This window comes from Pseudomonas sp. NPDC047961, from assembly GCF_050272435.1.
In the GTDB taxonomy this organism is placed as follows: Bacteria; Pseudomonadota; Gammaproteobacteria; order Pseudomonadales; family Pseudomonadaceae; genus Stutzerimonas.
The window spans coordinates 243,435-256,112 of sequence record NZ_JBNNMD010000002.1; the positions used below are offsets into that span (position 1 = coordinate 243,435).

10 protein-coding genes and 2 tRNA genes are annotated in these 12,678 nt (G+C 59.1%); 2 read left to right on the forward strand and 10 right to left on the reverse strand.

What is annotated here, in order from left to right; genetic code table 11:
• Nucleotides 1-32 precede the first annotated feature (32 nt).
• The 8 genes from dnaB to rnr form a co-directional block, all read right to left on the reverse strand.
• On the reverse strand, nucleotides 33-1,427 hold the full coding sequence (gene dnaB, locus ACQKIK_RS07425; protein ID WP_045424438.1) for a replicative DNA helicase: 1,395 nt from the start codon (nucleotides 1,425-1,427) through the stop codon (nucleotides 33-35).
• A gap of 109 nt (nucleotides 1,428-1,536) precedes the next feature.
• On the reverse strand, nucleotides 1,537-1,983 hold the full coding sequence (gene rplI, locus ACQKIK_RS07430; protein ID WP_045424436.1) for a 50S ribosomal protein L9: 447 nt from the start codon (nucleotides 1,981-1,983) through the stop codon (nucleotides 1,537-1,539).
• A gap of 20 nt (nucleotides 1,984-2,003) precedes the next feature.
• Entirely contained in the window at nucleotides 2,004-2,897 is an 894-nt protein-coding gene (locus ACQKIK_RS07435; RefSeq protein ID WP_499135435.1) for a hypothetical protein, read from the reverse strand.
• A gap of 34 nt (nucleotides 2,898-2,931) precedes the next feature.
• The gene (gene rpsR / locus ACQKIK_RS07440) at nucleotides 2,932-3,162 is read right to left on the reverse strand and encodes a 30S ribosomal protein S18 (protein WP_019340128.1); all 231 of its coding nucleotides are present in this window, start codon (nucleotides 3,160-3,162) and stop codon (nucleotides 2,932-2,934) included.
• 28 nt (nucleotides 3,163-3,190) lie between these two features.
• The gene (gene rpsF / locus ACQKIK_RS07445; protein ID WP_045424432.1) at nucleotides 3,191-3,613 is read right to left on the reverse strand and encodes a 30S ribosomal protein S6; all 423 of its coding nucleotides are present in this window, start codon (nucleotides 3,611-3,613) and stop codon (nucleotides 3,191-3,193) included.
• Nucleotides 3,614-3,794: 181 nt separating this feature from the next.
• Nucleotides 3,795-5,960, reverse strand: coding sequence for a PAS domain-containing protein (locus tag ACQKIK_RS07450; RefSeq protein WP_499135436.1), 2,166 nt, complete (start codon nucleotides 5,958-5,960; stop codon nucleotides 3,795-3,797).
• 193 nt (nucleotides 5,961-6,153) lie between these two features.
• Entirely contained in the window at nucleotides 6,154-6,909 is a 756-nt protein-coding gene (gene rlmB, locus ACQKIK_RS07455) for a 23S rRNA (guanosine(2251)-2'-O)-methyltransferase RlmB (RefSeq protein ID WP_045424429.1), read from the reverse strand.
• On the reverse strand, nucleotides 6,906-9,443 hold the full coding sequence (gene rnr / locus ACQKIK_RS07460; protein WP_499135438.1) for a ribonuclease R: 2,538 nt from the start codon (nucleotides 9,441-9,443) through the stop codon (nucleotides 6,906-6,908). The genes rlmB and rnr overlap by 4 nt, the downstream gene beginning before the upstream one ends.
• A 204-nt stretch (nucleotides 9,444-9,647) precedes the next feature.
• Between rnr and ACQKIK_RS07465 the strand changes: the two genes are divergently transcribed.
• Together ACQKIK_RS07465 and ACQKIK_RS07470 are read left to right on the forward strand one after the other, a co-directional pair.
• Nucleotides 9,648-9,734 (forward strand) — tRNA-Leu (locus ACQKIK_RS07465).
• 102 nt (nucleotides 9,735-9,836) lie between these two features.
• Nucleotides 9,837-9,923, forward strand: a tRNA-Leu gene (locus ACQKIK_RS07470).
• A 159-nt stretch (nucleotides 9,924-10,082) separates the two neighbouring features.
• Here the strand turns inward: ACQKIK_RS07470 and ACQKIK_RS07475 are convergent.
• Nucleotides 10,083-11,378 (reverse strand): adenylosuccinate synthase, encoded by a 1,296-nt coding sequence (locus ACQKIK_RS07475; protein WP_046163171.1) that lies wholly within the window; start codon nucleotides 11,376-11,378, stop codon nucleotides 10,083-10,085.
• A 76-nt stretch (nucleotides 11,379-11,454) separates the two neighbouring features.
• The gene (locus ACQKIK_RS07480; protein ID WP_499135439.1) at nucleotides 11,455-12,642 is read right to left on the reverse strand and encodes an ATP phosphoribosyltransferase regulatory subunit; all 1,188 of its coding nucleotides are present in this window, start codon (nucleotides 12,640-12,642) and stop codon (nucleotides 11,455-11,457) included.
• Nucleotides 12,643-12,678 lie beyond the last annotated feature (36 nt).

Sequence of the window (12,678 nt, forward strand, 5' to 3'; positions counted from 1 at the left end):
TCAGCCCCGCAAGCGGGTGCGGCATCTGCCGGTTATTCGTCGTCGAACTGGTAACTGCCCGGCGCTAGGTTCTCGAAGCGAGAGTATTTACCAAGGAACGCCAGACGCGTGGTCCCAATCGGACCGTTACGCTGCTTGCCGATGATGATTTCGGCGACGCCCTTGTATTCCGTTTCGGGGTGATACACCTCGTCCCGGTAGACGAACATGATGATATCGGCGTCCTGCTCGATAGCACCAGATTCACGAAGGTCCGAGTTGATCGGGCGCTTGTTGGGGCGTTGCTCAAGCGAGCGGTTGAGCTGGGAGAGCGCGATAACCGGGCAATTGAATTCCTTGGCCAGGCCTTTCAGCGAGCGGGAGATCTCGGAAATCTCATTGGTTCGGTTGTCGCCACTGGAACCAGGAATCTGCATCAACTGCAGGTAGTCGACCATGATCATGCCGATTTCGCCATGCTCCCGGGCCAGACGTCGCGTACGCGCGCGCATTTCCGAAGGCGAGATACCGGCAGTATCGTCGATGAACAATTTGCGGTCGTTGAGCAGATTGACCGCTGAGGTCAGCCGCGGCCAATCGTCGTCGCTGAGCTTACCCGTCCGCACCTTGGTCTGATCGATCCGGCCAAGAGAGGCCAGCATACGAATCACGATGGAGTCGGCGGGCATTTCCAGCGAGAAGACCAGGATCGCCTTGTCGGAGCGCAAGACTGCGTTCTCCACCAAGTTCATCGCGAACGTGGTCTTGCCCATGGAAGGACGACCGGCCACGATGATCAGGTCAGCCGGCTGCAGGCCGCTAGTCGCCTCGTCCAGATCGGCAAAGCCGGTTGACAGGCCGGTAATGTCCTCGCCCGCGTTGAACAGCGAGTCAATCCGGTCGATGGCCTTGACCAGAATATCGTTGATCCCTATCGGCCCACCGGTATTGGGGCGCGCTTCGGCGATCTGGAAAATCATCCGCTCGGCTTCGTCGAGGATTTCATCTCCCGTGCGCCCCTGCGGCGCATAAGCGCTGTCGGCAATGTCGTTACTAATGCCGATCAACTGACGCAAGGTGGCGCGCTCACGAATGATCTGCGCGTATGCCTTGATATTCGCAACCGATGGGGTGTTTTTTGCGAGCTCGCCCAGATACGCCAGCCCGCCGACCTGCGGCAGATGCCCTTCTTTATCCAGCTGTTCGGAGAGGGTCACCACGTCGAACGGGGAGTTGCGCTCGGCGAGGGTGAAAATCGCGCGAAAGATAAGTCGGTGGTCATGGCGGTAAAAATCGCCATCCGACACCTGGTCCAGCACGCGCTCCCACGCATTGTTATCCAACATCAAGCCGCCCAGCACGGCCTGTTCGGCCTCGATGGAATGTGGCGGCACCTTGAGCGCTGCGGTTTCCAGGTCGTATTGCTGGGGCACACTGATGTCGTTCATGGCACTCGAAATTCTTGGCATTCAGAAAAACAAAGGGCACGTTCCACTCGCGTGGAAACGTGCCCGATGGTAACCGTCAGGCACCAGAGGTGCCAGACGATAGCCGGTATCAGCCAGCGATTACGATCAGCTTTACGGTCGCTTCAACATCGGTGTGCAGGTGCACAGCAACGTCGTACTCACCAACCTGACGGATGGTGCCGTTTGGCAGACGGATTTCGCTCTTCGCCACTTCCACGCCAGAGGCGGTCAGCGCGTCAGCGATGTCGTGAGTACCGATGGAACCGAACAGTTTGCCTTCATCGCCCGCAGTAGCGGTGATGGTGACTTCCAGTTCAGCCAGCTGAGCAGCGCGAGTTTCGGCAGAAGCCTTGCGATCAGCAGCAGCTTTTTCCAGATCAGCACGGCGAGCTTCAAACTCGGCAATGTTGGTCGGAGTTGCAGCAGTAGCCTTACGCTGCGGCAGCAGATAGTTGCGGCCGTAACCAGACTTGACGTTTACCTTGTCGCCCAGGTTGCCCAGGTTTGCGACTTTTTCCAGCAGGATGACTTCCATTTGAGTCTTACCTCTTTAACTTAACCTTCACCGTTCGCAGGTCCCGCATCGTCATCACGAGATGCCCGACCGCGAAAATCAAACAAGCTGTCGACAATGGCCACAACGGCCAGTAACGGATAAATCAATTGCATGAACAGCACCAGCGTGACGTAGAGCCCCACCAGCCAGAACCGAGACATCCGGTTCTTTGCGACCAGCCCGTGCACCAGCGCGATGCCGGCAAACACAAGCGGAACACTGCACAACGGTGCCAGCATCGCCACCTGCACACCGAGACTGGGTCCCAGCAGCATGCCCATCAACAACACCATCGCAGGCAACGCTGAGAAACGCAGCGACCGGAACTCGAGACCAAAGCCACCGGGGTTGTACAACAATGCCTGCCAGTACCGACCAAGCATCAGACTGAGCAGCGTGGTGATCTGCAGTAGCCCCGCCAACAAACCGGTCAGAACCGGTGCCAGCAATGCTCCCAACCGGGCCTGCTCATCCACCGAAAGTTGCTGATAGGCATCCGACAACATGTCGGGGAGCACTTTTTGCAACTCGGTGGCGAGTGCCGCAATTGGCTCGCCAAAAACCATTCCCAGCGCCCAGGCATACAACAACCCGAGCCCTACGCTACACAGCATTACTCGGGACCAGGAGCTCTGATTGCGCAACAACAGCGCTGACCCGAACGACCCCAGAAGCACCAGCAATGTCCGCGGATCACCGAAATACCACCAGACCAGCGAGGGCAATACAGCCCAGACCAATACGCCCAGTGCATCATTCAACCCGCGACGCAGCAACACCAGGCTTCCCGCCGCAGCAGACAACCAGAACAACATCGGCAGCGCTGCAGACCCAGCCACAACAACAATTGCCTGCATACGGCCGCGCATGATGAACTCAGCCAGGGCGCGCATGCGATCTATCCTTTACGTCTGTCTAACAGTTCGATTAACGGCCGTGGCTGTCGGTGTAGGGCAGCAGGGCCAGGAAGCGGGCGCGCTTGATAGCGGTAGCCAGCTGGCGCTGATAGCGTGCTTTGGTTCCGGTAATCCGGCTAGGAACGATCTTGCCGGTTTCGGAAATGTAGGCCTTCAGCGTGTTGAGATCCTTGTAGTCGATCTCTTTCACGTTTTCTGCAGTGAAACGGCAGAACTTACGACGACGGAAAAAACGTGCCATGAAATAGGCTCCTCAATAGGTCCGTGGATTACTCGTCAGCGTTGTTGTCGCGGCTGTCGCTGTCACTGTCATTTTCATTGGCAGAGTCAGATTCAGGGCGATCACGACGCTCACGGCGCTCGCTACGGTTTTCCTCAGCCTTCAGCATCTCGGACTGTTCAGTCACGGCTTCGTCGCGACGGATGACCAGATTACGGATGACGGCGTCGTTGTAGCGGAAGTTGTCTTCCAGCTCAGCCAGTGCCTTACCACTGCACTCAACGTTCAGCATCACGTAGTGAGCCTTGTGGACGTTGTTGATGGCGTAAGCCAGCTGACGACGACCCCAGTCTTCCAGACGATGGATCTTGCCACCGTCCTCTTCGATCAGCTTGGTGTAACGCTCCACCATGCCGCCAACCTGCTCGCTCTGGTCGGGGTGGACCAGAAAGATGATTTCGTAATGACGCATTGTTGCTCCTTACGGGTTGCAGCCTGCCGCACCACGCGGATCAGGCAAGGAGTGAATCAGTTATGTTGTCTTGCCAGCCAGAGAGGCGCGCAAACGCCTGCCATCCGGACAAGGGGCGCAATTCTAGAGAAGCCCGGACGACCACGCAAGGCGATTTGGTGAATATTTAACCAACCAACGACTAGCTACGCCCTGCGATGGTCCGTTCGGCCTGAATGCTTTCGAGCAACGATCTGACTTGATGGATATCGTAGGGCTTGAGCATGGTGCGCAGGTCGTCCAGACCCACGTCCCGCGCATCGACGGCGTAGCCCGAAGCAATGACGACACTCAGGCTCGCATCGCGCGACCTGGCCTCACGAACCAGCTCGATACCGCTCATGCCAGCCAGACCGACATCGGTAAGCAGCACGTCGAACGGATGCTGCTCGAGCTGCTTCAGCGCAGACTCGGCCGACTCGCAGAGGCTGACCTGGTGTCCCAGCTCGTCCATGACTTCTCCGGTGAGCATGCGCAGTGTCGGGTCATCCTCGACGAACAGAATCCTAAGGCCTGACGCGTATGTCGGCTCGACCTGCTCGGATGAAGCTGATGCCGAGTCGCACTGCTCGGAAATCGCTGCAACACGCCCCCCCTGCTCACCCAGCGCAACGCGGCTCGGTAAGTAGACCCGGACCGACGTACCCTCGCCTTCTTCGCTTTCCAGCACAACGAATCCGCCGCTCTGCTTGACGAAGCCATAGACCATGCTCAAACCAAGGCCAGACGCATTTTTATCTTTGCGCGTGGTGAAGAATGGCTCGAACGCGCGTTCGAGGATTTCCGGGTGCATGCCCTCTCCCTGATCGATGACCGCAAGTTCAACGTACGGACCAGGATCGGCGCCGGGCTGTCCCGCGAGCTGAGCTGCGTCCAGGCTACGGTTGCGCAAGCGCAGGCAAAGAGTCCCGCCATCGCCCATCGCATCGCGCGCGTTGACGGCCAGGTTGAGTATCGCCGCCTGCAGATTGCCGACATCCGCCAGTACTGGCCACAGGTCCGATGCGACATCGACATCAACCTGGACTGCGCGCCCCAGGGCACCGTTGAGCAACTCGCTCATCTGACCGAGCAATTCACCGACATCCACAGATTGTGGCTGCAACGGCTGACGGCTTGCGAAGGCCAAGAGTTGTGACGCCAGACGAGCGCCCTTTTCTACACCGCCCACAGCCGACTCCAGCCGCCGCTGGGCCGTTTCGTCACCGCTCAGGTTGCGACGCAACAACTGCAGATTGCCGCCGATGATCTGCAACATGTTGTTGAAATCATGCGCGATGCCCCCGGTGAGTTTGCCGACAGCCTCAAGCTTTTGCGCTTGCATCAGGGCTGCCTGGGCGGTGCGACGTGCGGACTCGCTGTCAAGCAATTCGCGGCTGCGCTCACGCACCAGTTCTTCGAGATGTTCGCGATACTCACGCAACTCCTGCTGACTGCGATGCTGCTCGGTAACGTCGCTGCCGAGCACGAAAATACCGGTCGTTCGGCCGTCGCGCTCGATGATTGGCTGAAACACCAGATCGACGTACAGCTCCTCCGGTTCGGCACCTGGACGGCGGTGCAGCAGTGCCCGCATGCCTTTGTCGGTGTAGGGTTCGCCGGTGCGATACACGTCATCGAGCAGCGTAATAAAACCCTGGCCTTCCAGTTCGGGCAGCCCGTCACGCACAGGCTTGCCGAGCAGCTGGCGGTGGCCGGTAAGCTGCTGATACGCCTCGTTGACCAGCTCGAACACATGTTCGGGACCACGCAGAAAGCAGACGAAACCAGGTGCCTGGGCAAACAACCGGCGCAGTTGATTGCCTTCATCCTGTATGAACCGCGCTCGGGATATGATCGCCGCCTCGATCTGTTGAGCCGGCTGACCAGCTGGCTCTGCCGAGCGCAAGGAGTCCTTCAGCTGCTGCAGTTCAGTGATATCCACTGTGTGCTGAAGGATGGCGATGACTTCGCCGTTATCGTCCAACAACGGTGTGTGCGTCGCGCTCCAGTAGCGGTCCTCATATGCCGCACCGCTGCCGGAGCTGACCGCGATGGAATATCGGATAACGGGCAAGGTATCCAAAGCCTTCGTACGCAGGACCCTAGCAAAGGAGTCGAGGAGTTCGTCGACATGAGTCGACTCGGGAAATTGCGGGTCGGCGGCAAACGCGTCCTGAATTCGCCGCCCAGCGATTTCCTCGATGCTGCGTGCGGTGAGTTCCAGGTAAGCCGCGTTCGCATCCAGAATTACCAGATCGGGATCCAGCAGCAGGTAGGCATTTGGCGAAACCCTGAACAGAGCCTCGAAAGACGGGCGTTGCGGCATACCACCTCCATGATGCGAGCCTGGCGCTGGTCGCGATCAAAAGCTGGCGCCAGGTCTACGCCGGACGCCCAGTCAAACCAATAAAGTGACGGCTCGAGCGTCAGAATCAGAACGGACAGTTGACCGCAGCGAAAACGATCCGTTTCCGCTGAAGAGCAAAGGTCTTAACAGTAGAGGCCAAGCGAAGTAGACGCTAGCTCGCGGAGCGGGCCGAGCGCCGTTGGCGCAGGGCCTCGAACAGGCAAACTCCGGTAGCGACGGAGACGTTGAGGCTGCTGACGCTGCCACCCATGGGCAAGCGCACCAGGAAATCGCAGTGCTCACGGGTCAGGCGCCGCATCCCCTTGCCCTCGGCCCCCATCACCATAACGATCGGCCCGCTGAGATCCTGATCGTAGATCTCCTGCTCGGCCTCACCAGCCGTACCGACGACCCACAAACCGCGCTGCTGCAGTTTTTCCAGCGTCCGGGCGAGATTGGTGACGGCTACCAGCGGAATGACTTCGGCAGCACCGCAGGCCACCTTGCGCACCGTAGCGTTCAGCGTCGCGGATTTATCCTTGGGTATGATCACGGCCAGTGCGCCGGCCGCATCGGCAGTTCGCAGGCAGGCCCCTAGATTATGCGGGTCTGTGACGCCGTCGAGCACGAGCAACAGTGGCGCGCCTTCGGTGCGATCAAGCAGCTCCTCAAGCATGGCATCGCCCCAAACCTGGCTGGGACTGACGTCAGCAATCACGCCCTGATGCACGCCCTCGACCCAGGCGTCCATTTCGCGGCGCTCGCACTGGCCGACTCGAACCTTCGACTCGGCAGCCAGCTGGAGCAAATTCTGCACGCGCGGATCATCCCGCCCCTCTGCCAGCCAAATCTGTTTGACTCGCTTCGGATGATGGCGAAGCAACGCCTCGACGGCATGAAGACCATAAACCTTTTCAAGATCGCTCATGGTTTGGCCTTGCGCTTACGAGGCGCGGCGCCCTCAGGCTTCAGCGCGGCCTTGCCGGCGGCCGACTTCGGTTTCGAGCCGCTGCGCTTTGGCTTGCTCTTTGAGGTTTTGCCTGCCTTGGCGTCGCCTAACAGTGCCTTCTTGATCTCACGGCTCTTGCGAACGTCATCGCTGACCGACTCATTGCCCTTCGACAAAGACGCATCAGCGCCTTTCTTGCCGCGACCGTCTTTACGTCCGCCGCGGCCGTCCGGGGCTCCGCGCTCGCCGGCTCCGGTCTTGCTGCCACCGCCGATCAACTCGAAGTCGATCTTGCGCTCATCGAGATCGACACGCATGACCCGCACCTCGACGCTGTCGCCAAGACGGAAACTGCGACCGCTGCGCTCACCGGACAGGCGATGATGCAACGGATCGAAGTGGTAGTAGTCGCCCGGCATCGCCGTCACGTGCACCAACCCTTCGACGTAGATATCGGTCAGCTCGACGAACAGGCCGAAACCGGTCACGGCCGTGATAACGCCAGGGAAATGCTCACCGACCCGGTCTTTCATAAACTCGCATTTCAGCCAGTTCACGACGTCACGGGTCGCTTCATCGGCGCGGCGCTCGGTCATTGAGCACTGCTCGCCCAACTGCTCCAATGCGGCTTCGTCATACGGATAGATGCGCGCCTTGGGCATGCTGGTAGCGCCCGCACGGCGAACGTGCGACGTGTCGCGCTTGGAGCGGATCACGCTGCGAATTGCCCGATGGATCAGCAGATCGGGGTAGCGGCGAATCGGCGATGTGAAATGTGCGTATGCCTCGTAGTTCAGGCCGAAATGGCCATTGTTGTCAGGGCTGTAAACCGCCTGACTGAGGGAGCGCAGCATTACCGTCTGAATCACATGGAAGTCGGGACGGCCCTGGATATGCTCCAGCAGCGCTTGGTAATCCTTAGGCGTTGGCCCCTCTTTGCCCTTGTGCAAGGTCAGGCCCAGCTCGCCGAGAAACGCTCGGAGTTTCTCCTGACGCTCAAGGGGGGGACCATCATGCACACGATACAAGCCCGGAATGTCGTGATCCTGAAGGAAGCGTGCAGTGGCCACGTTGGCGCATAGCATGCACTCCTCGATCAGCTTGTGCGCGTCGTTGCGCTCGGTCGGCTTGATTTCCGAGATCTTGCGACCAGCGCCGAAAACGATGCGGGTTTCCTGCGTCTCGAAGTCGATCGCCCCGCGGGCATGCCGCGCCTTGAGCAATATCTTATAGAGCGCATAGAGCTGCTTAAGGTCGGGCAGCACTTCACCGTACTCGCCGATAAGGCCTTTGCCTTCAGCCGAAGATGGCTGTTCAAGCATGCTGCTGACCTTGTTATAGGTCAGTCGTGCGTGGGAATGGATCACCGCTTCATAGAACTGGTAATCCGTCATCTTCCCCGACTTGCTCAGGGTAATTTCGCAGACCATCGCCAGACGGTCGACATGCGGATTTAGCGAGCAGAGCCCATTCGACAATTCTTCCGGCAGCATCGGCACGACCCGCTCGGGGAAATACACCGAGGTACCACGTACTTCAGCTTCCTGATCCAGCGCCGAGCCGACTTTTACATAGTGCGAGACATCGGCGATCGCCACGTACAGGCGGAAGCCACCGGAAAACAGCTTCCAGCCACTGAGCTTCTCGCAGTAAACGGCATCATCGAAGTCACGCGCATCCTCGCCGTCGATGGTGACGAACGGCAGGTGGCGAAGGTCGACGCGTTTCTGCTTGTCCTTCTCCTCGACTTCCGGCTTGAGCTTGGCGGCTTCGCGTTTTACCGCATCCGGCCAGACATGCGGAATGTCGAAGCTACGAAGCGCGACATCGATTTCCATACCGGGAGCCATGTAGTTGCCGATCACCTCGACCACGTCGCCCTGCGGCTGAAACCGCTGAGTCGGCCAGTGGGTAATCTTGATCTCGACGAACTGACCCGGCTTGGCATCCATGGAACGACCCGGCGTGACCAGCACTTCCTGCTGGATCTTGGGGTTATCAGCCATCACAAAGCCGATTCCACTTTCTTCCTGGTAGCGGCCTACGATGGTTTCGTGGGCACGACCGATGATCTCAACAATCGCACCTTCGCGGCGGCCGCGGCGATCAAGCCCGGCCACGCGAGCCAGACAGCGATCACCGTCAAATACCAGACGCATCTGTGCTGGACTCAAGAACAGATCGTCGCTGCGGTCATCAGGGATGAGAAAACCGAAACCGTCGCGATGGCCGCTGACGCGACCGCAAACAAGGTCCAGCTTGTCGACCGGGGCATAGGTGCCACGCCGGGTATAGATCACCTGACCGTCACGCTCCATCGCGCGCAAACGGCGGCGCAGAGCTTCAATGTCATCTTCGGAGGATAATCCGAACTCTTCCACCAGCTGCTCACGGGCCGCTGGCGAGCCGCGCTCGCTCAGATGCTTGAGTATCAATTCGCGGCTGGGGATGGGGTTTTCGTACTTTTCCGCTTCACGTGCGGCCTCGGGATCGAGGGATTGCCAATCGGCCATTAAGAGATGTCACCTTTCATTCATTTATAGAGGCAGAACGCCCTATATCTATTGAAGCGCGAAACGCCGTCCGACGGCAGCTTTCACGCGAATTATTTTTCCTGGACGGGGCTTTACAAGGCATAACCCCGCCCGTATAGTTCGCGCCCACAATGTCTGGTAGACGTTGTAACACGGAAACGACGAAGTATCATCGTTTGCAGTGCCCAGGTGGCGGAATTGGTAGACGCACTAGGTTCAGGTCCTAGCGATGGCAACATCGTGGAAGTTCGAGTCTTCTCCTGGGCACCATTTATCCGATGAGACACTTGCGACAGCGAGCGTTTCATAGACACAAGGTTTGTCGACCTTGACCAACAATAGACATAAGTCGGTGAGCAATCATCGCAATGTGCCCAGGTGGCGGAATTGGTAGACGCACTAGGTTCAGGTCCTAGCGATGGCAACATCGTGGAAGTTCGAGTCTTCTCCTGGGCACCACTCTTCAGAAAAAACCGAGCCACTGGCTCGGTTTTTTCGTTTCTGCTTAGGCTCAACACACGCAACAGCCCCGCTAATATAATCACACGGCCAACATTTAGACTGCCGCGCACAAAAGAAAGACCGCCCCAGGGCGGTCTTTGTATTTCACGCCAGTGATCAGGCGTAGGGATGACGCAGCACGATGGTCTCGTTGCGGTCCGGCCCGGTGGAAATGATATCGACCGGCGCCTCGACAAGCTCCTCGATACGCTTGATGTAAGCACGCGCATTAGCAGGCAGAGCCTCGAGCGACTTGACCCCGACGGTGGATTCATTCCAGCCAGGCAGCTCTTCGTATACTGGCTGCAAGCCCTGATAGCTGTCCGCGTCGGTCGGCGCATCAACCAGCACCTCCCCATCACGGTCCTTGTAAGCGACGCAGATACGGATGGTTTCCAGGCCGTCCAGTACATCCAGCTTGGTCAGACAGATACCTGAGACACTGTTGATCTCGATTGCGCGGCGCAGGATGACCGCATCGAACCAACCGCAGCGACGGGCGCGACCAGTGGTCGAGCCGAACTCATGACCACGCTCGGCCAGACGAGCACCCACCTCATCGAACAGCTCAGTGGGGAAAGGGCCGGACCCGACGCGCGTGGTGTAGGCCTTTGTAATGCCGAGGATGTAGTCCAGATATAGCGGACCAAAACCGGAACCAGTGGCAGTGCCCCCCGCCGTGGTGCTGGAGCTGGTGACATAGGGGTAGGTGCCATGATCGATGTCGAGCAGCGAACCCTGCGCACCCTCGAACATGATGCGCGCACCCTGCTTGCGCAACTCATGCAGTCGCGCCGAGACGTCCGTCATCATCGGCCGGAGGATATCGGCGTAGCCCAGCGCCTCATCGAGCGTCTTCTGGAAATCGACAGGCTCGACCTTGTAGAAATTCTGCAAGATGAAGTTGTGATACTCGAGCAGCTCACGCAATTTGACCGTGAAACGCTCAGGGTTGAACAAGTCGCCGATGCGCAAACCACGACGGGCAACCTTGTCTTCATAGGCCGGCCCAATGCCACGACCGGTAGTACCAATCTTGCCTTCGGAACGCGAAGCTTCACGCGCCTGATCCAGAGCGACGTGATACGGCAGAATGAGAGTACAGGCTGGACTGATGCGCAGGCGCTCACGAACAGGGACACCCTTTTCTTCGAGCTTGGTGATTTCACGCATCAGGGCATCCGGCGCCACGACCACGCCATTACCGATGAGGCACTGTACGTTCTCACGCAGAATTCCAGACGGAATCAGATGCAGCACAGTTTTTTCGCCGTCGATGACCAGCGTGTGACCAGCATTGTGACCGCCCTGGAAACGCACCACGGCCGCAGCCTGGTCGGTCAGCAGATCAACGATCTTGCCCTTGCCCTCATCACCCCATTGGGTGCCCAGGACCACGACATTCTTACCCATAAACCTTGTCCTCTTGGCGAAGCATTACCGGTTATGACCGGCGAAAAAAACTGAAAACCTGTCTGGCACAGCCCTATCACCGGACCAGCGGCGTTACAACCCAGGAACCCTCTTGCAACAGTAGCTGCCGGTCACAGCCAACACCCGGCGCGACGTCACCCTGCTGCCCTTCCAAGGCCTGCACTACCCGCTCACCCTGCTCACGCAGCCGACGGATAGCCTGCCATAAAGCCGGATCGGTGCTGTACGGCGCCCAGACACCAGCCGATGGGCCGGCGAGCTCGGCATTGCCCAGCCTGACCAGCGTCTTTAGGTCCGTCGAAAAGCCGGTCGCCGGACGCGCCCGCCCAAAATCAGCACCAATGTCGTCATAACGCCCACCCTGAGCGATCGACTGGCCGACGCCCGGGACGAATACCGCGAAGACGACACCAGTGTGGTAGTGATAGCCGCGTAGCTCGCCAAGATCGAAATACAACGGCAGCTCGGGATACCGCATCGCCAACTGTTCGGCGATATGCGCCAAGCCATCGAGCGATTGAAGAACCGGAGCAGGCGCACCGGCAAGCACCTCGCGAGCAGCGTCAAGCGTCTCGCGACCACCACAGAGCCGCGCTAATGCACGCAACATGCTCGCCAAGGCGGGCTCGACGTCGGCGGTCAGCGCTGCGATCTCGTCCATCGCCTTACGCTGCAAGGCATCGAAGAGGCGCTGCTCTGCGCCCCCAGAGAGACCGGCGGCCCGCGCCAACCCGCGATAAATCCCCACATGGCCGAGATCCATGTGCAGGTCCGGCACATCGGCGAGAATGAGGGTTTCCAGCATCAAGCTGATCACTTCAAGATCGCTGGAAGTGCTGCTGTCTCCATAAAGTTCGGCGCCCAGCTGAATCGGGCTCCGCGACGTGGCGAGGGCCTGCGGCTTGGCATGCAGGACGCTGCCGGCATAGCACAGGCGGCTGGGCCCTTCGCGGCGCAACGTATGGGCATCCACCCGCGCCACTTGCGGCGTGATGTCCGCTCGCAAGCCCATCTGCCGCCCTGACAACGGATCGACGACCTTAAAGGTCTTAAGATCAAGGTCCTGCCCCGCGCCAATCAGGAGCGACTCGAGAAACTCCACATGAGGGGTAATAACCAACTCATAGCCCCAGCACTGGAAAAGATCCAGCACACGACGCCGTGCAGTTTCGATACGCGCCGCTTCGGGCGGCAGCACCTCTTCAATGCCATCTGGCAGAAGCCAGCGGTCTATCGTTGCCATTTCGCCAATCACCTCTCGATACGGCAAGCCTAGTCA

Bases quoted from the DNA above. Each gene is read 5' to 3' on its own strand.
- dnaB (WP_045424438.1), bottom strand. From the start codon at position 1,427: ATGAACGACATCAGTGTGCCCCAGCAATACGACCTGGAAACCGCAGCG.
- rplI (WP_045424436.1), bottom strand. From the start codon at position 1,983: ATGGAAGTCATCCTGCTGGAAAAAGTCGCAAACCTGGGCAACCTGGGC.
- ACQKIK_RS07435 (WP_499135435.1), bottom strand. From the start codon at position 2,897: ATGCGCGCCCTGGCTGAGTTCATCATGCGCGGCCGTATGCAGGCAATT.
- rpsR (WP_019340128.1), bottom strand. From the start codon at position 3,162: ATGGCACGTTTTTTCCGTCGTCGTAAGTTCTGCCGTTTCACTGCAGAA.
- rpsF (WP_045424432.1), bottom strand. From the start codon at position 3,613: ATGCGTCATTACGAAATCATCTTTCTGGTCCACCCCGACCAGAGCGAG.
- ACQKIK_RS07450 (WP_499135436.1), bottom strand. From the start codon at position 5,960: ATGCCGCAACGCCCGTCTTTCGAGGCTCTGTTCAGGGTTTCGCCAAAT.
- rlmB (WP_045424429.1), bottom strand. From the start codon at position 6,909: ATGAGCGATCTTGAAAAGGTTTATGGTCTTCATGCCGTCGAGGCGTTG.
- rnr (WP_499135438.1), bottom strand. From the start codon at position 9,443: ATGGCCGATTGGCAATCCCTCGATCCCGAGGCCGCACGTGAAGCGGAA.
- ACQKIK_RS07475 (WP_046163171.1), bottom strand. From the start codon at position 11,378: ATGGGTAAGAATGTCGTGGTCCTGGGCACCCAATGGGGTGATGAGGGC.
- ACQKIK_RS07480 (WP_499135439.1), bottom strand. From the start codon at position 12,642: ATGGCAACGATAGACCGCTGGCTTCTGCCAGATGGCATTGAAGAGGTG.